The sequence below is a fragment of the Enterobacter sp. LU1 genome (assembly GCF_008271405.2).
Taxonomy (GTDB): Bacteria; Pseudomonadota; Gammaproteobacteria; order Enterobacterales; family Enterobacteriaceae; genus Enterobacter; species Enterobacter hormaechei_C.
The window spans coordinates 3563358-3585806 of record NZ_CP043438.2 but is presented as its reverse complement, the minus strand read 5'-3'; the positions used below and the strand labels follow the sequence as shown (position 1 = coordinate 3585806).

At 61.2% G+C, this 22449-nt stretch carries 22 protein-coding genes; 13 read left to right on the top strand and 9 right to left on the bottom strand.

Annotation, left to right across the window (positions count from 1 at the left end):
• The 5 genes from hypE to hypA are packed head-to-tail and all read right to left on the bottom strand — an operon-like array spanning nt 1 to nt 3613.
• On the bottom strand, nt 1-1011 hold the full coding sequence (hypE, locus tag FZF21_RS17150; protein ID WP_047738401.1) for a hydrogenase expression/formation protein HypE: 1011 nt from the start codon (nt 1009-1011) through the stop codon (nt 1-3).
• Entirely contained in the window at nt 1008-2129 is a 1122-nt protein-coding gene (gene hypD, locus FZF21_RS17145) for a hydrogenase formation protein HypD (protein WP_047738403.1), read from the bottom strand. Before hypD ends, hypE begins: the two co-directional genes overlap by 4 nt.
• Before the next feature lie 3 nt (nt 2130-2132).
• Nucleotides 2133-2405, bottom strand: coding sequence for a HypC/HybG/HupF family hydrogenase formation chaperone (locus tag FZF21_RS17140; protein WP_015571696.1), 273 nt, complete (start codon nt 2403-2405; stop codon nt 2133-2135).
• Nucleotides 2396-3259, bottom strand: coding sequence for a hydrogenase nickel incorporation protein HypB (gene hypB, locus FZF21_RS17135; RefSeq protein WP_149121199.1), 864 nt, complete (start codon nt 3257-3259; stop codon nt 2396-2398). The genes FZF21_RS17140 and hypB overlap by 10 nt, the downstream gene beginning before the upstream one ends.
• A gap of 3 nt (nt 3260-3262) precedes the next feature.
• Nucleotides 3263-3613, bottom strand: coding sequence for a hydrogenase maturation nickel metallochaperone HypA (gene hypA / locus FZF21_RS17130; RefSeq protein ID WP_015571694.1), 351 nt, complete (start codon nt 3611-3613; stop codon nt 3263-3265).
• A 210-nt stretch (nt 3614-3823) separates the two neighbouring features.
• Here hypA and hycA point away from each other — a divergent pair, with 210 nt between their 5' ends.
• The 9 genes from hycA (at nt 3824) to hycI (ending at nt 11605) form a co-directional block, all read left to right on the top strand.
• Nucleotides 3824-4288 (top strand): formate hydrogenlyase regulator HycA, encoded by a 465-nt coding sequence (hycA, locus tag FZF21_RS17125; protein ID WP_017382804.1) that lies wholly within the window; start codon nt 3824-3826, stop codon nt 4286-4288.
• A gap of 73 nt (nt 4289-4361) precedes the next feature.
• Nucleotides 4362-4970 (top strand): 4Fe-4S dicluster domain-containing protein, encoded by a 609-nt coding sequence (locus FZF21_RS17120; RefSeq protein WP_017382803.1) that lies wholly within the window; start codon nt 4362-4364, stop codon nt 4968-4970.
• A complete protein-coding gene (gene hycC, locus FZF21_RS17115; RefSeq protein WP_047738405.1) occupies nt 4967-6781 on the top strand; it encodes a formate hydrogenlyase subunit 3 in 1815 nt (604 codons plus the stop codon). The genes FZF21_RS17120 and hycC overlap by 4 nt, the downstream gene beginning before the upstream one ends.
• Before the next feature lies 1 nt (nt 6782).
• Nucleotides 6783-7706 (top strand): respiratory chain complex I subunit 1 family protein, encoded by a 924-nt coding sequence (locus FZF21_RS17110; RefSeq protein ID WP_032625965.1) that lies wholly within the window; start codon nt 6783-6785, stop codon nt 7704-7706.
• 15 nt (nt 7707-7721) lie between these two features.
• Nucleotides 7722-9431, top strand: coding sequence for a formate hydrogenlyase subunit HycE (gene hycE / locus FZF21_RS17105; protein ID WP_077580019.1), 1710 nt, complete (start codon nt 7722-7724; stop codon nt 9429-9431).
• Nucleotides 9432-9440: 9 nt separating this feature from the next.
• Nucleotides 9441-9983, top strand: coding sequence for a formate hydrogenlyase complex iron-sulfur subunit (locus FZF21_RS17100; protein ID WP_023295328.1), 543 nt, complete (start codon nt 9441-9443; stop codon nt 9981-9983).
• The gene (locus tag FZF21_RS17095) at nt 9983-10750 is read left to right on the top strand and encodes an NADH-quinone oxidoreductase subunit B family protein (RefSeq protein ID WP_017382799.1); all 768 of its coding nucleotides are present in this window, start codon (nt 9983-9985) and stop codon (nt 10748-10750) included. The genes FZF21_RS17100 and FZF21_RS17095 overlap by 1 nt, the downstream gene beginning before the upstream one ends.
• Nucleotides 10747-11157, top strand: coding sequence for a formate hydrogenlyase maturation HycH family protein (locus FZF21_RS17090; RefSeq protein ID WP_017382798.1), 411 nt, complete (start codon nt 10747-10749; stop codon nt 11155-11157). Before FZF21_RS17095 ends, FZF21_RS17090 begins: the two co-directional genes overlap by 4 nt.
• The gene (hycI, locus tag FZF21_RS17085) at nt 11150-11605 is read left to right on the top strand and encodes a hydrogenase maturation peptidase HycI (protein ID WP_023295326.1); all 456 of its coding nucleotides are present in this window, start codon (nt 11150-11152) and stop codon (nt 11603-11605) included. Before FZF21_RS17090 ends, hycI begins: the two co-directional genes overlap by 8 nt.
• Nucleotides 11606-11693: 88 nt before the next feature.
• On the opposite strand, the gene FZF21_RS17080 is transcribed toward hycI, so the two are convergent.
• Together FZF21_RS17080 and ascF are read right to left on the bottom strand one after the other, a co-directional pair.
• Nucleotides 11694-13118, bottom strand: a complete 1425-nt coding sequence (locus FZF21_RS17080) for a 6-phospho-beta-glucosidase (RefSeq protein WP_017692779.1) — start codon at nt 13116-13118, stop codon at nt 11694-11696.
• Between the two features lie 18 nt (nt 13119-13136).
• On the bottom strand, nt 13137-14588 hold the full coding sequence (gene ascF, locus FZF21_RS17075; RefSeq protein WP_047738412.1) for a PTS cellobiose/arbutin/salicin transporter subunit IIBC: 1452 nt from the start codon (nt 14586-14588) through the stop codon (nt 13137-13139).
• 213 nt (nt 14589-14801) lie between these two features.
• Here ascF and FZF21_RS17070 point away from each other — a divergent pair, with 213 nt between their 5' ends.
• The 4 genes from FZF21_RS17070 to FZF21_RS17055 all read left to right on the top strand — a co-directional run bounded on the left by FZF21_RS17070 (nt 14802) and on the right by FZF21_RS17055 (nt 19741).
• Entirely contained in the window at nt 14802-15815 is a 1014-nt protein-coding gene (locus FZF21_RS17070; RefSeq protein ID WP_017382794.1) for a LacI family DNA-binding transcriptional regulator, read from the top strand.
• A 133-nt stretch (nt 15816-15948) separates the two neighbouring features.
• Entirely contained in the window at nt 15949-16494 is a 546-nt protein-coding gene (hydN, locus tag FZF21_RS17065) for an electron transport protein HydN (RefSeq protein WP_017382793.1), read from the top strand.
• 6 nt (nt 16495-16500) lie between these two features.
• Nucleotides 16501-18717 carry a carbamoyltransferase HypF gene (hypF, locus tag FZF21_RS17060; protein WP_149121200.1) on the top strand — a complete coding sequence of 739 codons (2217 nt, stop codon included), beginning with the start codon at nt 16501-16503 and terminating at the stop codon, nt 18715-18717.
• A gap of 1 nt (nt 18718) precedes the next feature.
• Entirely contained in the window at nt 18719-19741 is a 1023-nt protein-coding gene (locus FZF21_RS17055; protein ID WP_032669326.1) for a HoxN/HupN/NixA family nickel/cobalt transporter, read from the top strand.
• A gap of 127 nt (nt 19742-19868) precedes the next feature.
• Here the strand turns inward: FZF21_RS17055 and norW are convergent, their stop codons facing one another.
• Nucleotides 19869-21002, bottom strand: a complete 1134-nt coding sequence (norW, locus tag FZF21_RS17050) for an NADH:flavorubredoxin reductase NorW (RefSeq protein ID WP_039269942.1) — start codon at nt 21000-21002, stop codon at nt 19869-19871.
• Complete coding sequence (gene norV, locus FZF21_RS17045) at nt 20999-22447, bottom strand: anaerobic nitric oxide reductase flavorubredoxin (protein ID WP_040118028.1); 1449 nt, start codon at nt 22445-22447, stop codon at nt 20999-21001. The genes norW and norV overlap by 4 nt, the downstream gene beginning before the upstream one ends.
• Between the last annotated feature and the right edge of the window lie 2 nt (nt 22448-22449).

Here is a 22449-nt window from a genome sequence, read left to right as displayed (position 1 = left end):
CTAGCAAATTCGGGGTAACGGTTCAGCGTGCGGCAGATCCAGCGTGCGCTTCACGCCGTAAAGCCCGGTCAGGCGCACCCCTTTGCACTCAACCACGTCGCCGATGATGGCCGCGTCTTTCCCTAAAGGATGCGCGCGCAGCTGTGCAAGTACGGCTTCCGCCGCCGCGCGTTCCACGCCGATCACCAGCTTGCCCTCATTGGCAAAGTTAAGCGGGTCTAGCCCTAATAGCTCGCACAGCCCGCGCACGGCGGGCTTAACGGGCAGGCCGCGCTCGGTCAGCTCAATCCCGCAGCCGCAGCTTGCCGCGAACTCGTGCACCACGGCATTCACGCCGCCCCGCGTGGCGTCGCGCAGGGCTTTTACGCCCGGCATGTCGCGCAGCGTCTGGATCAGCGGCGTGAGTACCGCGCAGTCACTGCGCAGCTCGCCATCCAGCCCCAGGCCTTCGCGCAGGTTCAGGATGGTTGCCCCGTGGCAGCCCAGCGTGCCGCTGACAATCAGCACGTCGCCTGCGCAAAGCTGCTGCGCGCCCCAGTGAATGTCGGCGGGGATCGCCCCCATCCCGGCGGTGTTGATGAAGAGCTTATCCGCCGCGCCGCGCTGCACCACCTTGGTATCCCCGGTCACGATAGCGATCCCCGCCTCGCGGGCGGTGTGCGCCATGCTGTTGACCACCGCCGTGAGCGTCTCCATCGGTAACCCTTCTTCGAGGATAAACCCGCAGGAGAGGTAACGGGGGATCGCGCCGCTGACGGCCACGTCGTTTGCCGTGCCGCAGACGGCGAGCTTGCCGATATCGCCGCCGGGGAAGAACAGCGGGTCAATCACGTAGCTGTCGGTAGAGAACGCCAGCCTGTCGCCGTGGGCGGTCAGGGCCGCGAGGTCAATACGCGCCTGATCTTCCTGCTCGGCGAGCCAGGGGTTATTAAAGGCCTCCATGAACAGCCGGTTAATCAGCTGCTGCATCGCCTGTCCACCGCTTCCGTGCGCCATTTCCACCGTGTTCATGCTTCACACTCCTGGTTGCGATAGTTATACCACGCGGCGCATGCCCCTTCGGAAGAGACCATCAGCGCGCCAAACGCGGTTTGCGGGTTACAGGCGTTGCCAAATAACGGGCAGTGATGAGGTTTGCATTTGCCGGTGAGTACGTCGCCACAGCGGGCGCGGGGATCGTCGCACACCTGCTGCGGTTGCGGGCGGAAATGCGCTTCGGCGTCGAAGGCGCGATACGCGGGCGTCAGGTGCACGCCGGATTCGGCAATCAGCCCCAGTCCGCGCCACTCGCTGTCGCCTTCGACGCTAAACACGTCGGCTATGGCCTGCTGTGCCCGTCTGTTACCTGCATCGGGCACCACGCGACGATACTGATTTTCCACCGCACTCAGGGCCGCTATTTTCTGCTCAACCAGCATGGTCACGCCTTGCAGTAGATCAAGTGGCTCGAAACCAGCCACCACTAACGGACGATTGTACTGTTCAGCGATAAAACCGTAGGCTTCTGTGCCGATCACCATGCTGACGTGGCCCGGCGCCAGAAACGCGTCGATACCGTTATCCGGCGCTTCAAGCAGGCTGCGCAGCGTGGGAATAAGCGTGATGTGCTGGCAGAAAAAGTAAAAGTTTGTGACATTGCGGGCTTTCGCCTGCTGGAGGGTAATGGCGGTGGCGGGCATGGTGGTTTCAAAACCCAGCCCGAAAAAGACGACCTTACGCTCAGGATTAGCCATCGCCAGCGTCAGGGCATCCATCGGTGAGTAGACGATCCGCACGTCCGCGCCGCGCGCCTTCGCCTGGAGCAGCGAGCCATTTTTTCCCGGAACACGCATGGCGTCGCCAAAGGTGCAAAAAATCACACCGGGGCGGCTGGCGATGTCGATACAGCTGTCGATGCGCCCCATCGGCAGCACGCACACCGGGCAGCCGGGGCCGTGGATAAACTCGATGTTCTCCGGCAGCAGCTGGTCGAGGCCAAATTTAAAGATGGCGTGGGTATGTCCGCCGCACACCTCCATGATCCGCAGCGGTTTTTCTTTCGTGTAGTCCAGCAGCGAGGCGCGGGTTTTCAGGCGATCGATAAGCTGCAACACCTGCTCCGGCGCGCGATATTCATCAACGTAACGCATGTGTTATCGCTCCTCGCCATACAGCAGGGCGCCCACGTCCGGCTCGACGTCAAACATATTCTGTAGCGCATCCAGCGTGTCGCGGGCTTCTTCCTCATTAATCACGCTCATGGCAAAACCCACGTGGACCAGCACCCACTGGCCGAGACGCGTTGCACCGGTCTCATCGTGGCTGCCTACCAGCGTCAGGTCGACATCGCGCAGGATGCCGCAGACCTCCACTTTGGCCTGATTGCCGTCGAGGGAATGAATTTGTCCGGGCACGCCTATGCACATCGTTCGTTCTTCAGCCAGTTCAGCCAGGCGTCCATCCCGTCGCCGCGCGTGGCGGAAACCAGCAGGATCTCAATGTCCGGGTTCACTTCCCGGGCGTAAGCCAGGCACTTATCCACGTCGAAATTCAGGTACGGCAGCAGGTCGACCTTGTTCAGCAGCATGAGGGAGGCGGCGGCAAACATATGCGGATATTTAAGCGGCTTGTCTTCCCCTTCGGTCACGGAGAGCACCGCCACTTTATGCCGCTCGCCGAGGTCGAAGCTTGCCGGGCAAACCAGGTTGCCGACGTTTTCAATAAACAGGATACCGTTATCCGCCAGCGGCAGGCGCGGGGCGGCGTCGGCAATCATCTGCGCGTCCAGGTGGCACCCTTTCCCGGTGTTGACCTGAATCGCAGGCGTACCGGTTTCGCGGATGCGCGCGGCGTCGTTTACCGTTTGCTGGTCGCCTTCGATTACGGCGCAGGAGACGTGTTCGTTCAGACGTTTAAGGGTTTCGGTCAGCAGCGTGGTTTTACCGGAGCCGGGGCTGGAGACCAGGTTCAGCACCAGCTGTTCGCGCGCGGCAAAGCGGGCGCGATTGCGGGCGGCGAGCTGGTTATTCTTGTCCAGCACGTTGATCTCCACCTCCAGCATCTGGCGCTGGCTGATGCCCGGCGCGTGCGTACCCGCTTCGCCGTGGCCGTAATGCAGGTCGCCCGCGTCGGAACGCTGCGGGGCAAAGGTGATGCCGGTCAGGGCCGCCGCGGGACGCGGGGCAGGAGAAAAGGGCGCGGAGCGAAACGCGGAGTGGGGACGGTGTTCATCCCCTTCTATATACAGGTTGCCTTCAGCGCAACCGCAGGTACTACACATACATTACTCCTTCTCGATTTCGAGGCGTTGGATCTGCATACCGTCATCCGCCACGATGCGCAGCCCGCTGCTCTGGCACTGCGGACAGCGCTGTACCTTCGATGACAGCAGCGTGACGTACTGCTGACACTGCTCGCACCAGCACTCCGCCTGCTGCTCGTCGATATGCAGCTCGCACCCTTCCGCCAGCGTGCCGCGGCACACCAGCTCAAAACAGAAGGTGAGGGCGCTGGTCTCGACGCAGGAAAACGCCCCGACCTTCAGCCAGACGCCGGTGACGCGTTTCGCGTGGTTTTGCACTGCCTGCTGTTCGATAAGTTCCAGTGCCCGCTGGCAGAGAGTGATTTCGTGCATGACGCCTCCTTAATGAATTGCCCCTTCAATGCAATAACGGTGCCAGCTTGATTTGCGTTACGGCGTGACGATGTCAACGCTGTCGAAATGACACGTCGACACTGCGGCGGTGACAGTGCACATCTCTTTAAAATCCATTTAAATCAATCAATTAAAAAGTGGCACGAAATCTGCTTAACAGCCGCTAACTCCATTAACCGGATACCTTTTATGACTATTTGGGAAATTAGCGAAAAAGCGGATTACATCGCGCAACGTCATCAGCAGCTCCAGGAGCAATGGCACCTGTACTGCAATTCACTGATCCAGGGGATCACGCTGTCGAAGGCCCATCTGCATCACGCCATGAGCTGTGCGGCGCAGGGGGATATGCGTTTTGTCCTGTTCGGCCACTTTACGATTTACGTCACCCTGGCGGAGACCTTCAACAGCCACACGATTGAGTACTACGTCGAGACGAAAGAGGGCGACAGGCACTGCATCGCCCGGGCGCAGCTGATGGCGGACGGCATGGTGGACGGTCACGTCAGCAACCGCGATCGCCAGCAGGTGCTGGAGCACTATCTGGAGAAAATCGCGCCGGTTTACAACGGCCTCTACGCCGCCGTTGAGCATGACAGGCCAGTCAACCTGAAACAGCTGATCGACGGAAAATCCTCCGCGAACGTGGCCTGAAAAACGAGTGTCGAGAAGTGTCGATAAGACAGTTTTTTTTCGTCAAAAATGACCATCACCAGAGGATGACCCGGTGAACCGTTTTGTAATTGCTGACTCGACGGTCTGTATTGGCTGTCGGACCTGTGAGGCGGCGTGCTCGGAAACGCACCGCCTGCACGGGCTACAGTCCATGCCGCGCCTGCGCGTCATGCGTAATGAGAAAGAGTCTGCCCCGCAGCTCTGTCACCACTGTGAAGACGCCCCGTGCGCGGGCGTCTGTCCTGTCAATGCCATCACCCGCGTTGACGGCGCGGTACAGCTGAACGAAAGCCTGTGCGTGAGCTGCAAGCTGTGCGGCATCGCCTGTCCGTTCGGCGCCATTGAGTTTTCAGGCAGCCGTCCGCTGCATATTCCGGCGAATGCTAATACTGCGAAAGCGCCGCCTGCGCCACCGGCTCCGGCACGCGTGAGTACGCTGCTGGACTGGGTGCCGGGCATTCGCGCCGTTGCGGTGAAGTGCGATCTGTGCAGCTTCGATGAGCAGGGTCCGGCCTGCGTGCGGACCTGCCCGACCCGGGCGCTGGTCCTGGTCAACATCCGCGACATCGCTCGCACCAGCAAACGCAAGCGCGAGCTGACCATCAATACCGACGTCGGCGATCTTTCGCTGCTGCGGGCGCTTAACGAGGGGGCGAAATGAACGCGATAGTTATGATGACCAGCGGTGTGGCCTGGTTTGCCGCCGCCGCTGTCCTGGCGCTGCTTCTCTCCTTCCATAAAACGCTGAGCGGGGTGATCGCCGGTATCGGCGGGGCGGTCGGCAGCCTGATGACGCTGGCGGCGGGCGGGGTTGTCCTGATCGACGGCCAGTCCGTCGACACCCTCATCCCGCTGATTCACCACGCCGTTGAGCTTACGCCGCTGAACGCCATCTGGCTGATAACCTTTGGCCTGTGCGGACTGTTTATCAGCCTGTTTAATATCGACTGGCACCGACATCAGCACAGCAAAGCCAACGGCCTGCTGGTTAACCTGTTGATGGCCGCCGCGGTCTGTACCGTTATCGCCAGCAACCTCGGCGCGCTGGTGGTGATGGCAGAAATCATGGCCCTGTGCGGCGTGTTCCTGACCGGATGCAGCGCCTCCGGAAAGCTGTGGTTTGCGCTCGGACGTCTCGGTACGCTGCTGCTGGCGCTGGCCTGCTGGCTGGTGTGGCAGCGTTTCGGCACGCTGGATTTTGCCGCGCTTAACGGTCAGCCGCTGGGCAACGACGTCTGGCTGTTGGGCGTAGTCGGTTTTGGCCTGCTGGCCGGGATTATCCCGCTGCACGGCTGGGTGCCGCAGGCGCATGCCAATGCCTCAGCCCCGGCCGCTGCGCTGTTCTCCACCGTGGTGATGAAGGTCGGTCTGTTCGGCATCCTGACGATAACCCTGTCGGGCGGTCAGCCGCCGCTGTGGTGGGGCGTGGCGCTGCTGATTGCGGGGATGATCACCGCGTTCGTCGGCGGGCTGTACGCGCTGATGGAGCACAACATCCAGCGTCTGCTGGCGTACCACACCCTGGAGAACATCGGGATTATCCTGCTCGGCATGGGCGCGGGCGTCACCGGGCTGGCGCTCAACCAGCCGGCGCTGATTGCCGCCGGGTTTATTGGCGGTCTGTATCACCTTATCAACCACAGTCTGTTTAAAAGCACCCTGTTCCTCGGTGCGGGCAGCGTCTGGTTCCGCACCGGGCACCGCGATATTGAAAAGCTCGGCGGGATTGGCAAAAAAATGCCCGTCATTTCGCTGGCGATGCTGGTCGGGCTGATGGCGATGGCTGCGCTGCCGCCGCTGAACGGCTTTGCCGGCGAGTGGGTGATTTATCAGTCCTTCTTCGCCCTCGGCCAGAGCGAGGCGTTTATCGGGCGTTTACTCGGCCCGCTGCTGGCGGTGGGCCTGGCGATCACCGGCGCGCTGGCGGTGATGTGTATGGCGAAGGTTTACGGCGTCACCTTCCTGGGCGCACCGCGTACGCGTGAGGCTGAGAACGCCTGCTGCGCACCGCTACTGATGGGCGTAAGCGTGGTCGCACTGGCGGTGTGCTGCATCGCGGGCGGCGTCGCCGCGCCGTGGTTGCTGCCGCTGCTGGGCCACGCCATTCCGCTGCCGCTGGTCACGGCGCATACCGTCGTTTCCCAGCCGATGATGGCGCTGCTGCTGATTGCCGCGCCGCTCCTGCCGTTCGTGCTGATGCTGTTCTTCAGACGCGACCGTCTCGCCTCCCGCTCGCGCGGCGCGGCGTGGGCCTGCGGCTACGAACATGAGCAGTCGATGGTCATCACCGCCCACGGTTTCGCTATGCCGGTGAAGGAGAACTTCGCCGCCGTGCTGAAGCTGCGCCACTGGCTGAACCCGGTGGGCTGGGTGCCGGGCTGGCAGGGTGCCGCTGTGCCCGTGCTGTTCCGCCGCCTGGCGCTGCTCGAGCTGGCGGTGCTGGTGGTGATTGTCATTTCACGAGGAGCCTGACATGAGTCTGTTACTGGCAATTCTTCAGGCGCTGGTGCTGTTCGCCGCCGCGCCGCTGCTGTCGGGCATCACGCGCGTGGCGCGCGCCCGGCTGCACAACCGTCGCGGACCTGGCGTGCTCCAGGAGTACCGCGATCTCTTCAAACTGCTTTCCCGTCAGAGCGTCGCGCCGGACGCCGCAGGCTGGGTGTTCCGCCTGACGCCGTTTGTGATGGTGGGCGTGATGCTGACCATCGCCACCGCGCTGCCGGTAGTGACGGTGGGCTCGCCGCTGCCGGTGCTGGGCGATCTGATTACGCTGATCTACCTCTTCGCCATCGCGCGTTTCTTCTTTGCGATTGCGGGTCTGGATACCGGCAGCCCGTTTACGGGTATCGGCGCCAGCCGCGAAGCGATGCTCGGCGTGCTGGTTGAGCCAATTCTGCTGCTGGGGCTGTGGGTTGCCGCACAGGTTGCAGGCTCGACCCATATCAGTTTTATCACCGACACCGTTTACCACTGGCCGGTTTCACGTTCTCTCCCGCTGGTGCTGGCGCTCTGCGCCTGCGCGTTCGCCACCTTTATCGAGATGGGCAAGCTGCCGTTCGATCTCGCGGAAGCGGAGCAGGAATTACAGGAGGGGCCGCTCACCGAATACAGCGGCTACGGCTTTGCGGTGCTGAAGTGGGGCATCAGCCTCAAGCAGCTGGTGGTGTTGCAGATGTTCGTCGGCGTTTTCTTCCCGTGGGGGCAGATGACGCACTTCTCTGCGGGCGGCCTGCTGCTGGCCGTGGTGGTGGCTGCGCTCAAGCTGCTTATCGGCGTGCTGGTGATTGCCCTGTTTGAAAACAGCATGGCGCGCCTGCGTTTTGTCGAAACGTCACGCATCACCTGGGCCGGTTTTGGTTTTGCATTTTTAGCGTTCGTCTCCTTGCTGGTGGCGTGATTAAAGAGAGTGTTTATGTCTGAAGAAAAGAAAGGTCAGCAGTATCTCGCCGCGTTGCATCAGGCTTTCCCGGGCGTGGTGCTGGAGGAGTCCTGGCAAACCAAAGACCAGATCACCGTCACCATTAAGGTGAACTATCTGCCGGAAGTGGTGGAGTTTCTCTATTACCAGCAGGGCGGCTGGCTGTCAGTGCTGTTCGGCAACGACGAGCGTCAGCTGTGTGGCAACTATGCGGTGTACTACGTGATGTCGATGGAGCAGGGGGAGAAGTGCTGGCTCACCGTGCGCGTAGAGGTCGATCCGGCTAAACCGGAATACCCCTCCGTCACGCCGCGCGTGCCTGCCGCCGTCTGGGGCGAGCGCGAAGTGCGCGACATGTATGGTCTGGTGCCGGTTGGCCTGCCTGACGAGCGTCGCCTGGTGCTGCCGGACGACTGGCCGGATGAACTCTATCCGCTGCGCAAGGACAGCATGGACTACCGCCAGCGCCCGGCCCCGACCACCGACAGCGAAACCTACGACTTCATCAACGAGCTGGGCAGCAAGAAGAATAACGTGGTGCCGATTGGCCCGCTGCACGTTACCTCCGACGAACCGGGCCACTTCCGCCTGTTCGTCGACGGCGAGAACATTATCGACGCCGACTACCGCCTGTTCTACGTCCACCGCGGCATGGAGAAGCTGGCGGAGACCCGCATGGGCTACAACGAAGTCACATTCCTCTCTGACCGCGTGTGCGGCATCTGCGGCTTTGCCCACAGCACCGCCTACACCACCTCTGTGGAAAACGGCATGGGGATCGTGGTGCCGGAACGCGCGCAGATGATCCGCGCCATTCTGCTGGAGGTGGAGCGCCTGCACTCGCACCTGCTCAACCTCGGCCTGGCCTGCCACTTCGTCGGCTTTGACTCCGGGTTTATGCAGTTCTTCCGCGTGCGCGAGGCGTCGATGAAGATGGCGGAGATCCTTACCGGGGCGCGTAAAACCTACGGCCTGAACCTGATCGGCGGGATCCGCCGCGACCTGCTGAAAGACGACATGATCCAGACCCGCCAGCTGGCGCAGCAGATGCGGCGGGACGTGCAGGAGCTGGTGGACATGCTGCTCAGCACGCCAAACATTGAGCAGCGCACCGTCGGGATTGGTCGTCTTGACCCGGAAATCGCCCGCGACTTCAGCAACGTCGGCCCGATGGTGCGCGCCAGCGGCCACGCCCGCGATACCCGCGCCGATCACCCGTTTGTCGGCTACGGCCTGCTGCCGATGACCGTGCACAGCGAGCAGGGCTGCGACGTCATCTCCCGCCTGAAGGTGCGCATCAACGAGGTATTCACCGCGCTGAACATGATCGACTACGGCCTCGATAATCTGCCGGGCGGCCCGCTGATGGTGGAAGGCTTCACCTACATTCCAAACCGCTTTGCCCTCGGCTTTGCCGAAGCGCCGCGCGGGGACGACATCCACTGGAGCATGACCGGCGACAACCAGAAGCTCTACCGCTGGCGCTGCCGCGCGGCCACCTACGCCAACTGGCCAACCCTGCGCTACATGCTGCGCGGCAACACGGTTTCCGATGCGCCGCTGATCATCGGCAGCCTCGACCCGTGCTACTCCTGCACCGACCGCATGACCGTCGTGGACGTGCGCAAGAAGAAAAGCCAGGTGGTGCCGTACAAAGAGCTTGAGCGCTACAGCATTGAGCGTAAAAACTCGCCGCTGAAATAAGGACTCGCCATGTTTACCTTTATCAAAAAAGTGATCAAAACCGGCACGCAGACCAGCAGCTATCCGCTGGAGCCGATGCCGGTGGATAAAAACTTTCGCGGCAAGCCGGAGCACAATCCGCAGCAGTGCATCGGCTGCGCGGCCTGCGTCAACGCCTGCCCGTCGAATGCCTTAACGGTGGAAACGGACCTGAAAACCGGCGAGCTGGCCTGGCAGTTTAACCTCGGGCGCTGCATCTTCTGCGGCCGCTGCGAGGAGGTCTGCCCGACGGTGGCCATTCGCCTGTCTCAGGAGTACGAGCTGGCGGTGTGGAAAAAAGAGGACTTCCTCCAGCAGTCGCGCTTTGCGCTGTGCAACTGCCGCGTCTGCAAGCGTCCGTTCGCCGTGCAAAAAGAGATCGACTACGCCATCGCGCTGCTGAAGCACAACGGCGACGTCCGCGCGGAGCATCACCGCGAAAACTTCGAAACCTGCCCGGAGTGCAAGCGTCAGAAGTGCCTGCTGCCGTCCGACCGTATTGATATCACCCGCCATATGAGAGAGGCCAGCTGATGGAAAACCTACTGGGCCCGCGCGATGCTAACGGCATTCCTGTGCCGATGACGGTGGACGAATCCATCGCCAGCATGAAGGCGTCGCTGCTGAAAAAAATCAAACGCTCGGCCTACGTCTACCGCGTGGACTGCGGCGGCTGCAACGGCTGCGAGATTGAGATCTTCGCCACGCTGTCACCGCTGTTTGACGCCGAGCGCTTCGGCATCAAAGTGGTGCCGTCTCCGCGCCATGCGGACATTCTGCTGTTTACCGGGGCCGTCACCCGCGCCATGCGATCCCCCGCGCTGCGCGCCTGGCAGTCCGCGCCGGACCCGAAAATCTGCATCTCGTACGGTGCCTGCGGCAACAGCGGCGGCATCTTCCACGACCTGTACTGCGTCTGGGGCGGCACCGACAAAATCGTGCCGGTGGACGTCTACATTCCGGGCTGCCCGCCGACGCCCGCCGCCACGCTGTACGGTTTTGCCATGGCGCTCGGCCTGCTGGAGCAAAAAATCCACGCCCGCGAGCCGGGCGAGCTGGACAACCAGCCTGCCGCCATTCTGCACCCGGACATGGTGCAGCCGCTGCGGGTGAAGGTTGACCGCAAGGCGCGGAAACTGGCGGGCTATCGCTACGGACGCCAGATTGCCGACGATTATCTGCGCCTGCTGAGCCAGGGCGACCATCAGGTGGCGCGCTGGCTGGAGGCGGAAAACGATCCGCGTCTCAATGAGATCGTGGCGAACCTGAACAGCATCGTCGATGAGGCGCGTATCCGATGAGTGAAACGGTGGTGTTCAGCCAGCTGAGCCGTAAGTTTATTGATGAGAACGATGCCACGCCGGCTGCGGCGCAGCAGGTGGTCTATTACAGCCTGGCGATTGGGCATCACCTCGGGGTGATCGACTGCCTGGAGGCGGCGCTGAGCTGCCCGTGGGCCGATTACCTGGCGTGGATCGCCACGCTGGAGGAGGGCAGCACGGCGCGGCGCAAAATGGAAGGCGTGCCGAAGTACGGCGAGATCGTGATCGACGCCAACCACATTGCGATGCTCGCCAACGCCTTTGACGAGGCGCTGAGCAGGCAAACCCCCGAACAGCAGGCGTGGAGCAAAACGCTGCTTAGCATGCTGCACGATATTCATCAGGAGAGCGCCATCTACCTGATGGTGAGGAGATTACGTGACTGACGTTTTACTGTGTGTCGGCAACAGCATGATGGGCGACGACGGCGCGGGTCCGCTGCTGGCGGAACTGTGCGCCGCAAACCCGCCGGGCAGTTGGGTGGTGATTGACGGCGGCAGCGCGCCGGAAAACGACGTGGTGGCCATTCGCGAGCTGCGCCCGGACAGGCTGTTAATCGTTGATGCCACCGATATGGGGCTCAACCCCGGTGAGATCCGCCTGATTGACCCGGACGACATCGCCGAAATGTTTATGATGACGACGCACAATATGCCGCTGAACTACCTGGTCGATCAGATTAAAGACGACGTGGGTGAGGTGCTGTTTCTGGGGATTCAGCCGGACATTGTCGGGTTCTATTACCCGATGACGCCGCCGGTGAAAGAGGCGGTGGACGTGGTCTATTCACGGCTTGCCGGGTGGGTTGGGGATGGGGGATTTTCTCAGCTCTGAGCAGTGCCGGGTGGCGGCTTCGCCTTACCCGGCCTACCAAACCCATCCCCCTCTCCCTGTGGGAGAGGGCTGGGGTGAGGGCAACAGGCTACTCCAGATCCCCCCCGTTACTCGCAATCACCTTCTTATACCACCAGAATGATTTCTTGCGCTTGCGGTCCAGCGTGCCGTTCCCGGCGTCGTCCCGTTCGACGTACACAAACCCGTAGCGCTTGCTCATTTCCCCCGTTGAGGCCGAGACAAGGTCAATGCAGCCCCAGGTGGTGTAGCCCAGCAGCGGTACGCCGTCCTCAATCGCATCAGCCATCGCGCGAATATGCTCGCGCAGGTAGCTGATTCGGTAGTCGTCGTTGATCTCGCCGTTTTCATCAATGACGTCCTTCGCTCCAAGGCCGTTTTCCACCAGGAACAGCGGCTTCTGGTAGCGGTCGTACATCATGTTCATGGTGATGCGCAGGCCGAGCGGGTCAATGCCCCAGCCCCATTCGCTCACCTGAATGTGCGGGTTGCGCAGGGACTTCACGATGTTCGCCGCGCTGGTGTTTCCCGCGTTCATGTCCGCCGACGCGCAGCGCGAGGCGTAATAGCTGAACGAGACAAAGTCGACGGTGTTTTTCAGCAGTTCATCGTCGCCCGGGTCTTTCACAATCACCACGCCTTTCTCGCGGAACACGCGGGCAGAGTAAGCCGGATAGCTGCCGCGCGCCTGCACGTCGATAAAGAACAGGTTCTCGCGGTCTTTCTCCAGCGCCATCCACACGTCTTCCGGCTTGCAGGAGTACGGGTAGAAATTGCCGCCCGCCAGCATGCAGCCGACGTGGTTTTCCGGGTTCACCTCGTGGGCGATTTTGGTCGCCAGCGCGCTCGCCACCAGCTCGTGGTGCGCGGCCTGGTATTTCACCTGATCTTCGTTTTCACCTTCTTCAAATACCAGCCCCGCGCCGGAGAACGGGCTGTGCAGCATGATGTTGATTTCGTTGAAGGTCAGCCAGTATTTCACCAGCCCGTTAAACGCCTCGAAGCAGGTGCGGGCGTAGCGGGCGAAGAAATCCACCATCTTACGGTTGCGCCAGGAGCCGTACTCCGTCACCAGGTGCATCGGCACGTCGAAGTGGCAGAGCGTCACCAGCGGCTCGATGTTGTACTTTTTACACTCCTCGAACACCGCGCGGTAGAAGGCAATGCCTTCCTGATTCGGCAGCGGTTCGTCGCCGTTCGGGTAGAGGCGGCTCCAGGCAATCGAGGTGCGGAACACCGTAAAGCCCATCTCCGCCATCAGGGCGATGTCTTCTTTGTAGCGATGGTAAAAATCAATCGCCTCGTGGCTCGGGTAGAATTCGTCGTCCCGCAACGAAAACCGTTTTTCCTTGCCGACTTTTACCGCCAGACGGTTTGCGCCGTGGGGGATCATGTCGACCGTCGTCAGTCCTTTGCCGCCTTCACGGTAAGCCCCTTCACTCTGGTTGGCGGCAAGCGCGCCGCCCCATAAAAATCCTTGTGGAAAAACAGACATTCTTACCTCGCTTTCAGTTTATGCTTCTGCTGCTTTGTTCTGTACCGGTGCGGTTTGCAGGGCGCGTGCTTTTTCGGCTTCGTCTTCTACCGGGATATCCTCAAACCCTAACAGCAGGGTTAGCACAAACGACAGCACTACCGCCAGACCCATCACGCCAAACACCCAGACGATGGTCATCGGGTTGGCCGGGTCGAAGAACTGCACGCTGGTGAACAGCCCCGGCGCCGCCATCGAGTGGCTGGCAAGACCGGCCATGCCCGCCACCGCGCCGCAGATAAAGCCGCTGATCAGGCTCGCAATCAGCGGACGCTTCAGGCGTACCGCTACGCCGTACAGGGCCGGTTCAGAGATCCCCGCCATGATGGCGGAGGCCGCCGCGGCCAGCGCCGTCTGGCGCAGCTCCGGGTTTTTGGTTTTCCACGCCACCGCCAGCGACGAACCGCCGAGCGACAGGTTGGCGCCGATTTCCGACGGCATCACCATCCCTTCTTTGCCCGTTTCGGCAATGGTCTGGATGATGGTCGGCGTAAACACGCGGTGCATCCCGGTCATCACCAGCAGCGGCCACAGCGCGCCCATAATGGCAACGGAGAGCCAGCCCAGATAGCCGTGAATGGTGTAGACCAGCGCGGAGATGGCGCTGCCGATCCAGATCCCGAGCGGGCCAATCAGTACGATGGCGAGCGGGGCGGCAATCAGCACGATCAGCATCGGCTTGAGGAAGTTTTTGGTCACCGCCGGGGTAATGCGATCCACCCAGCGTTCGATGTATGACAGGCACCAGGTCATCACCAGGGCGGGGATCACCGTGTAGGTGTATTTCACCGCCGTCACCGGAATGAAGGCGAACTCAACGTGCTCGCCCTGCGCGGCTTTCGCCATCAGCTCGATAAAGCTCGGGTGAACCAGAACGCCCGCGATGGCGATTGCCAGCGACATGTTGGTTTTGAACTTCACCGCCGCGGACGCCGCCACCATCAGCGGCAGGAAGAAGAACGCGCCATCGCCGATAACGGTCAGGATCGTCAGCGTCGGGTCGCCTTTGCCCAGCACGCCGGTCATCTCAAGGATCATCGCCAGCAGCTTGACCATCGACCCGCCGATGATCGCCGGGATCAGCGGAGACATGGTGCCGATCAGCGCATCAAGGATCCCGGCGCCAATGCGGCGCAGCGTGAGCTTCTGTGGACCTTCCGCTACGGCAGGTTGCAGGTTAGCGGGCAGCAGGCTCACCACTTCACGGTATGCCTGGGACACGGTGTTGCCGATGATCACCTGACACTGGTTGTCGTTGCGCACCACGCCGAGCACGCCGCTGATGCTTTTCAGGCGTGCGGCGTCGGTGAGACTTTCGTCTTTCAGGACGAAGCGCAGTCGTGTCATGCAGTGGGTGACGGCGACGATGTTCTCTTTACCGCCCAGCGCGCTGACAACGTCGTTTGCCAGCGCAGCGTAATTTTTTGCCATCGGATGTGATCCTGTTATCGTTGTGTGAAATGTAGGAAACCGGTTTCACATAATCATCATGAGTTTCTTCTAATGAAACAAGACTACTTTTTATGCATTTTTTCGTTTCGTGATGACGATCACTCGTGGCCGTAAAAAGCGTGATAACGCCGCTGCGACAATTTTTCTGCGGTGCAGTACACTGCGCCCATCAGGTTCAGACGGAATAATAATATGACCACGATGCTGGAAGTGGCGAAGCGGGCAGGCGTATCAAAAGCGACGGTCTCCCGGGTACTGTCGGGGAACGGTTACGTCAGCCAGGAGACGAAAGACCGCGTGTTTCAGGCCATCGAAGAGAGCGGGTATCGCCCCAATCTGCTGGCGCGAAACCTGGCGACCAAACGCACCCAGACTCTGGGGCTGGTGGTGACGAACACCCTGTACCATGGGGTCTACTTTAGCGAGCTGCTGTTTAACGCCGCGCGGATGACGGAAGAGAAGGGGCGTCAGCTGATCCTGGCGGACGGCAAGCACAGCGCCGAAGAGGAGCGCGAGGCGATCCAGTACCTGCTCGACATGCGCTGCGACGCGGTAATCATCTATCCGCGTTTTCTGAGCGTGGAAGCGCTGGACGAGATCATTGAGAAATGCGAGCAGCCGATCATGGTGCTCAACCGCCGTTTGCGGAAAAACAGCAGTCACAGCGTCTGGTCCGATCATAAAGCGTCGTGTCAGGACGCAGTATCGCAGCTGATTGCGAAAGGCCACCGGGAGATTGCGTTTATCACCGGTTCGCTGGATTCCCCCACCGGGGTGGAGCGTCTTTCCGGCTACAAGGACGCGCTGGCGCAGCACGGGATTGCAGTTCGCGACGCGCTGATCGCCGAAGGGAAGTGGAACCCGGCCAGCGGCGCGGCGGCGGTCTCTCAGTTGCTCACCCGCGGCGAAACGTTTACCGCGCTGGTGGCGAGTAACGACGACATGGCGATTGGCGCCATCAGGCAGCTGCACGAGAGCGGCGTCGCCACGCCGGGCGCAGTGTCCGTCATCGGCTTTGACGATGTGGCAATCGCGCCCTATATCGTGCCGTCCCTCTCCAGCGTGCGTATTCCAGTAACGGAGATGATTCAGGAGACCATCAGCCGTATGATTTTCATGCTCGACGGCGGTGAGTTTAAGCCTCAGCAAACCTTCTCCGGCGAGCTTATCCTGCGCGACTCCGTCATTGACGGCCCGCATCGCTGACGTCGACATCTGTCATCGTCACTAATGACGATGACAGATCCTTCTCTTTTAAATTTCCCTATAAAATCAATGCATTAAATATTGGCACGGTTTATGAATAGCTTCGCGCATAACAGTAATGCCGGAGAAGCAGATGAACCGTTTTATTATGGCCGATGCCAGCAAATGCATTGGTTGCCGTACCTGTGAAGTGGCGTGCGTGGTGTCCCATCAGGCAGAGCAGGATTGCGCCTCTCTCACCCCTGATACCTTCCTGCCGCGCATCCACGTCATTAAAGGCGTGAATATTTCTACCGCCGCTATCTGTCGCCAGTGCGAAGACGCGCCGTGCGCCAACGTCTGTCCGAACGGGGCGATTAAGCGCGAGAAAGGCTTCGTGCATGTGATGCAGGAGCGCTGCATCGGGTGCAAAACCTGTGTGGTGGCGTGTCCGTATGGCGCGATGGAGGTGGTGGTTCGCCCGGTGGTGCGCAACAGCGGTATCGGGCTGAGCGTACGCGCGGAGAAAGCCGAAGCCAATAAATGTGACCTCTGCTACCACCGCGATGCCGGTCCGGCGTGTATGGAAGCCTGTCCGACGCATGCGCTGGTCTGCGTCGATCGCGACAAGCTCGAACAGATGAGTGCCGAAAAACGCCGCCGCGCGGCGTTCGACACCTCATCATCGCTGCTGTTTTAAATTGCGATGCGCGTTAACGGCGTACAGCTTCGGGTGCGCGGCAAGGTGCAGGGGGTAGGATTTCGTCCCTTCGTCTGGCAGCTTGCGCACCAGCTGGGGCTGGCAGGCGACGTCTGCAACGACGGAGAGGGTGTCCTGGTGCGTCTCGCGGGCAGTGGGGGTGACTTTACCGCGAGACTGCGCCAGGACTGCCCACCGCTGGCGCGCATCGATCGCATTGAAACGCAGCCGTTCAGCTGGACGACGCTGCCGGATGAGTTTGTCATCCGCCACAGCGAGAGCGGGGCGATGGACACGCAAATCGTCCCGGATGCCGCCACCTGTCCCGCATGCCTGGTGGAGATGCGCGATCCCCGCGAACGTCGCTACCGCTACCCGTTTATCAACTGCACCCACTGCGGGCCGCGGTTTACCATTATCCGCGCCATGCCCTATGACCGCCCGGCCACGTCAATGGCGCCATTCCCTCTCTGTGTGCCCTGTGAAACGGAGTACCGCAACCCGGCTGACCGGCGTTTTCACGCCCAGCCGGTGGCCTGCCCGGATTGCGGACCGCAGCTGGAGTGGCGAGCCGGGGAGGCTGCTGCCACCCGCGAATCGGCGTTAAGCGCGGCGGTGGCGATGCTGGAAGGCGGCGGGATTGTGGCGGTCAAAGGGCTGGGCGGTTTTCACCTGGTCTGCGACGCGCTTAACCCGCAGGCGGTTCGGAAATTACGGGCACGCAAGCAGCGCCCGACCAGGCCGCTGGCGGTGATGATCCCGCATGCGGACGATCTGCCGGAGGCCATCCAGACGCTGTTACGTTCACCCGCTGCGCCGATTGTGCTGACGCCAAAAGCCTGCCTTCCTGCGTTTCCTGAGGAGATTGCGCCGGGGCTGGATACGGTCGGCGTGATGCTGCCTGCGAACCCGCTCCAGCATTTGCTGATGCTGGACTGCCAGCGCCCGCTGGTGATGACCTCCGGCAACCTCAGCGGCCATCCACCCGCCATAAGCAACCAGCAGGCGCTGGAAGAACTCAGTGACATCGCTGACGGCTTCCTGCTGCACAACCGCGACATCCTGCAACGGATGGATGATTCAGTGATGGACCAGGAGGGCACGATGCTGCGTCGCGCACGCGGTTTTGTGCCGGATGCCATCACATTGCCCGCCGGATTCCGCGACATCCCGCCCATGTTATGCACCGGCGCGGAGATGAAAAACACCTTCTGCCTGGTGCGTGGCAACCAGGCGGTACTGAGCCAGCATTTTGGCGATCTGAGCGACGAGGGGGTAGAGGCGCAGTGGCGCAGTGCGCTCTCGACGATGCAGGACATCTACGCCTTTCAGCCTGAGCGCGTGGTGTGCGATGCCCATCCGGGATATCACGCCCGACAGTGGGCCCGGACGCAGGCGCTGCCCGTTGAGACCGTGCTGCATCATCATGCGCATGCGGCAGCGTGTCTGGCGGAGAATGGCTGGCCGCTCGACGGCGGGGATGTTATTGCCCTGACGCTGGACGGGATCGGCATGGGCGAGAACGGCGCGCTGTGGGGCGGCGAGTGCCTGCGGGTGAACTATCGCGACTGCGAACGGCTGGGCGGTCTGCCAGCCGTTGCGCTGCCGGGGGGCGATCTGGCGGCAAAACAGCCGTGGCGCAATTTGCTCGCCCACTGTCTGGCGTTCGTACCTGACTGGCAGCAGTACCCGGAAACAGAGGTGGTACAGCGTCAAAACTGGCCGCTGCTGGCAACGGCTGTGTCGCGCGGTATCAATGCGCCGCGGGCCTCCTCCTGTGGTCGTCTGTTCGACGCCGTGGCCTGTGCGCTGGGCATTGAAACGCAACGCTATGAGGGCGAAGCCGCGTGCCGGCTGGAGGCGCTGGCCGAACGCTGCGCAGGGGTTGATCATCCGGTGACGCTCCAGACGGATAACCTTGCGCTGTTCTGGCAACAGTGGCTTACCTGGCGGGCGGAACCCGGCGAGCGTGCCTGGGCTTTTCACGATGCGCTGGCAAAAGGGCTGAGCGAACTGGCGGCAACGCATGCCCGCCGACGGTCGCTCTCTACGGTGTGCTTCAGCGGCGGCGTCCTTCACAACCGCCTGCTGCGCGCGCGCCTTCGTCACTACCTTTCTGATTTCACGCTTCTTTTTCCTTCGCGCCTGCCCGCAGGCGACGGAGCGATCTCCTTCGGGCAGGCGGTGGTTGCTGCCGCCCGATCATGTTCACAAGGGATTTAAAATGTTACGACTTTTACGCAATGAACCTCGTGCAGCGTGCCTGCTGCTGGCTCTCGGGATGGCTAACCTGCTGGCCTGGGGGCTGGCGTGGCACACCTTTAGCGGCAGTACGGCGCTGATGGCGGCCAGCCTGCTGGCCTGGTGTTACGGACTGCGTCATGCGGTGGATGCCGACCATATCGCCGCGATTGATACCGTGACGCGTAAGATGATGCAGCAGGGTAAGCGCCCGTCCGGCGTGGGCGCATGGTTTTCACTCGGACACTCCACCATCGTGGTGCTGGCCTCCATTGCCATCGCCGCGACCGCCACGGCATTTCAGAAGAATATGGCATGGTTCCATGAAACCGGCAGCCTGATTGGCACCGCCGTCTCCGCCACCTTCCTGCTGGCGATGGCGCTGGTGAATATGGTGATCCTGCGCGGCGTCTGGCGCAGTTTTCAGGCGCTGAAACACGGCAGGCCGGTGCAGGGCGACATCACGCTGCCTGCACAGGGTGGCGTCATGAACTGGCTGTTCGGCAAAACCTTCAGCCTCGTCAATAAAAGCTGGCAGATGTACCTGGTCGGTTTCCTGTTCGGCCTGGGGTTCGACACCGCCACCGAAATCGGCGTGCTGGGGATCTCCGCCGCCAGCGCCTCCAGCGGGATGTCGGTGTGGTCGATCATGATCTTCCCGGCGCTCTTCGCCAGCGGCATGGCGCTGGTCGATACGCTCGATAACCTGCTGATGGTGGGTGCCTACGGCTGGGCGTTTAACAAGCCGCAGCGCAAGCTGTACTACAACATGACCATCACCGGGACTTCGGTGGTGGTGGCGCTGTTTATTGGCGGCCTGGAAGCGCTGGGTCTGCTGATGGACAAGTTCTCCCTCAGCGGCGGCGTGTGGGATCTGATTGGCGCGGTGAACGATAACCTGGGCGACGCCGGATTTGTGGTGGTCGGGCTGTTTGTCGCCTGCTGGCTGATCTCGATGGCGAACTATCGCTGGCGCGGTTATGACGCGCTGGTGGTGCGCCCCTGACGCTGAAAGTGTAGCGATAAAAAAAAGCCCCGGGACATCGGGGCGGTGGACAATAAAATCCAAAGGTTAAGTAAGCGTGGCAGTACTGTAGGCCGGGTAAGCGGAGCGCCACCCGGCATGACGAGGGTTAAGCTGGTAGCGATTTCAGCAGCGCGAAGGCCTCCTTCATTCTGTCTTCGCTGACGACAAAGGCGCGCATCTGACCGTCGGTATCGGTGCCGCGCGCCACCATGCCCTGAGGCGAAAGGACAATCTCCCAGTCCAGATCCTGACGCTGCGTTTCACCTGCGAGATGCAGCGGTAGTTCCGGCGTTTTTACCTTCACCAGCATGGCGGGTAATTTCACCGGGGCGTTGCCGCCGAGCAGGTTTTTCGCCAGGAACATGGCGCTTAACTGAATCGGTTGCAGGAACGGCAGCACCTGGCCGTTAATTTCCGCACAGTCGCCCAGGGCATAAATGTCCGGCCGGGTGGTTTGCAGGTAGCTGTCCACCTTCACGCCGCGATTGATCTCTGCGCCCGCGCGGTGCGCCAGCGCGGTTTCCGGGCGCAACCCCGTCGCCGCAATAACCACATCCACTTCCACGCTGCGGTTGCGGTCGAGCGTCGCACAAATGCCGGTTTCGGTTTTGCTCAGGCTCTGTAACTGCGATTTCAGCAGCAGATGTACGCCCATGTCGGTCAGACGATGCTGTAAGCGACTGCTTACTTCTGCCGGCATCAGCGCTGACAGAATGCTGGCCGCGTGGTCAACCAGGGTGACGGATTTTCCCGCCCGGCAGAAGTCCATCGCCAGCTCGGTGCCAATCAGTCCGCCGCCGACAATCATCACCCGCGTGGCGTCGCGTAACAGGGTCTCGCTGGCCTGATACTCCTGCTGGCTGTTGAGCGTGACCATCAGCTCGCGGCCCTCAACCGGCGGCACAAACGCCGATGCCCCCGTCGCCAGCACCAGTTTGTCGTACTGCCAGGTTTTATCTTTCGCGTTCACCACGTGGGCGTCGGCGTCGATATCGGTGACCCAGGTGTACGGAAACAGACGCAGGTTAAACTGTTCTGCGAACTCCCCCGCCGTCTGGCGGGTGAGATCGTCGGCGCGCTGATTCTGGCTAATGACGTGGCTTAAATCAGGCTTGTTGTACTCATCCATGCTGTCGGCGGCGATCACCGTCAACGGCACGTTAGCATCCTGTTTGCGGATATTTTTCACCAGCTGGCGGGCGGCAAAGCCCGAGCCGATAATGACGATGCCGTGGCTCATTTTGCCTCCGTTGCCAGTTCATCAAAGACGTCTTTCCCGAGGGAACATTCCGGGCAGAGGAAGTTGTCCGGCACCTCGCTCCACGGCGTACCCGGCGCGACATCCTGCAACGGCTCGCCCAGCTCAGGATCGTAAATCCACTGGCAGACGCTGCACTGCATGCAAGGGCCGAGGTCGGCAGCGGCAGGAGCGGCTTCTGCTACAGCTTCCGGCGTAACCGCCGCGGCGGGTGCGGTTTCCGGCAGCGGCGCAAGCGCCCACTGGCGGGCAATGTCGCGACCGTGCTGACGACAGATTTCCAGCGCGTCGAGATCCGGACGCCATTTCGCCTTCAGGCTCAGGGACATCTCAAAACCGGCATCCTGTAAACGGGTGGAGAGACGGTCTACCGCGCCGCCGCTCCAGCCGTGTGAACCAAAGGCGCTGGCGCGTTTGTTACGAAAGCGCAGGCCGGTCATCTCTTCTACCAGTCCGGCAATTTTCGGCATCATCACGTTATTCATGGTGGAGGTACCCACCAGCACGCCTTTGGAGCGGAAGACGTTGGTCAATACCTCATTCTTATCGCTGCGCGCCACGTTGAAGATTTTCACCGCCACGTTCGGGTCAACTTCGTTGATGCCCTGGGCAATGGCGTCCGCCATCATGCGGGTGTTGTTGGACATGGTGTCGTAGAAGATGGTGATGCGATCTTCCTGATAGTCCGCCGCCCACTTCAGGTACAGTTCGACAATCTGGGTTGGATTTTCACGCCATACCACGCCGTGGGAGGTGGCAATCATATCCACCGGCAGGTTGAAGCCGAGGATCTCGGTGATTTTTGGCGTGACCAGACGGCTGAACGGGGTCAGGATGTTGGCGTAGTAGCGCTGGCACTGTTCGAACAGCTCGGTCTGATCCACTTCGTCGTTGAACAGACGTTCGTCACAGTAGTGCTGGCCGAAGGCGTCGTTACTGAACAGCACCGCGTCACCGGTCATGTAGGTCATCATGCTGTCCGGCCAGTGCAGCATTGGGGTTTCCACGAAGATCAGCTGTTTGCCATTGCCGATATCCAGCGTGTCGCCGGTTTTCACGGTGTGGAAGTTCCACTCCGGATGGTGGTGGTGGCCGTTGATGGAGTCAATGGCGTTGGTGGTGCAGTAGATCGGGGTATCCGGAATGTGGGACATCAGTTCGGTCAGCGCCCCGGCATGATCCTCTTCCGCGTGGTTGATGATAATGTAGTCGATCTCATTCAGATCGATTTCGCTGCGCAGGTTCTGCACGAACTCGCGGCTGAATTTGTGATCGACGGTATCGATCAGGACGTTTTTCCCTTCACGAATGAGATAGCTGTTGTAGCTGCTGCCGCGCAGCGTTTTGTATTCCGTCCCGTGAAAATCACGTACTTCCCAGTCACGTTGACCCACCCAATGAATGTTATTTTTAACCAGAATAGACATAG

Bases quoted from the DNA above. Each gene is read 5' to 3' on its own strand.
- ascF (WP_047738412.1), bottom strand. From the start codon at position 14,588: ATGGCAAAAAATTACGCTGCGCTGGCAAACGACGTTGTCAGCGCGCTG.
- FZF21_RS17100 (WP_023295328.1), top strand. From the start codon at position 9,441: ATGTTTACCTTTATCAAAAAAGTGATCAAAACCGGCACGCAGACCAGC.
- hycC (WP_047738405.1), top strand. From the start codon at position 4,967: ATGAACGCGATAGTTATGATGACCAGCGGTGTGGCCTGGTTTGCCGCC.
- hycE (WP_077580019.1), top strand. From the start codon at position 7,722: ATGTCTGAAGAAAAGAAAGGTCAGCAGTATCTCGCCGCGTTGCATCAG.
- FZF21_RS17080 (WP_017692779.1), bottom strand. From the start codon at position 13,118: ATGTCTGTTTTTCCACAAGGATTTTTATGGGGCGGCGCGCTTGCCGCC.
- hypF (WP_149121200.1), top strand. From the start codon at position 16,501: ATGCGCGTTAACGGCGTACAGCTTCGGGTGCGCGGCAAGGTGCAGGGG.
- FZF21_RS17090 (WP_017382798.1), top strand. From the start codon at position 10,747: ATGAGTGAAACGGTGGTGTTCAGCCAGCTGAGCCGTAAGTTTATTGAT.
- hydN (WP_017382793.1), top strand. From the start codon at position 15,949: ATGAACCGTTTTATTATGGCCGATGCCAGCAAATGCATTGGTTGCCGT.
- norV (WP_040118028.1), bottom strand. From the start codon at position 22,447: ATGTCTATTCTGGTTAAAAATAACATTCATTGGGTGGGTCAACGTGAC.
- hycA (WP_017382804.1), top strand. From the start codon at position 3,824: ATGACTATTTGGGAAATTAGCGAAAAAGCGGATTACATCGCGCAACGT.
- FZF21_RS17140 (WP_015571696.1), bottom strand. From the start codon at position 2,405: ATGTGCATAGGCGTGCCCGGACAAATTCATTCCCTCGACGGCAATCAG.
- FZF21_RS17070 (WP_017382794.1), top strand. From the start codon at position 14,802: ATGACCACGATGCTGGAAGTGGCGAAGCGGGCAGGCGTATCAAAAGCG.
- FZF21_RS17095 (WP_017382799.1), top strand. From the start codon at position 9,983: ATGGAAAACCTACTGGGCCCGCGCGATGCTAACGGCATTCCTGTGCCG.
- hypB (WP_149121199.1), bottom strand. From the start codon at position 3,259: ATGTGTAGTACCTGCGGTTGCGCTGAAGGCAACCTGTATATAGAAGGG.
- hypA (WP_015571694.1), bottom strand. From the start codon at position 3,613: ATGCACGAAATCACTCTCTGCCAGCGGGCACTGGAACTTATCGAACAG.
- FZF21_RS17055 (WP_032669326.1), top strand. From the start codon at position 18,719: ATGTTACGACTTTTACGCAATGAACCTCGTGCAGCGTGCCTGCTGCTG.
- hypE (WP_047738401.1), bottom strand. From the start codon at position 1,011: ATGAACACGGTGGAAATGGCGCACGGAAGCGGTGGACAGGCGATGCAG.
- norW (WP_039269942.1), bottom strand. From the start codon at position 21,002: ATGAGCCACGGCATCGTCATTATCGGCTCGGGCTTTGCCGCCCGCCAG.
- hypD (WP_047738403.1), bottom strand. From the start codon at position 2,129: ATGCGTTACGTTGATGAATATCGCGCGCCGGAGCAGGTGTTGCAGCTT.
- FZF21_RS17110 (WP_032625965.1), top strand. From the start codon at position 6,783: ATGAGTCTGTTACTGGCAATTCTTCAGGCGCTGGTGCTGTTCGCCGCC.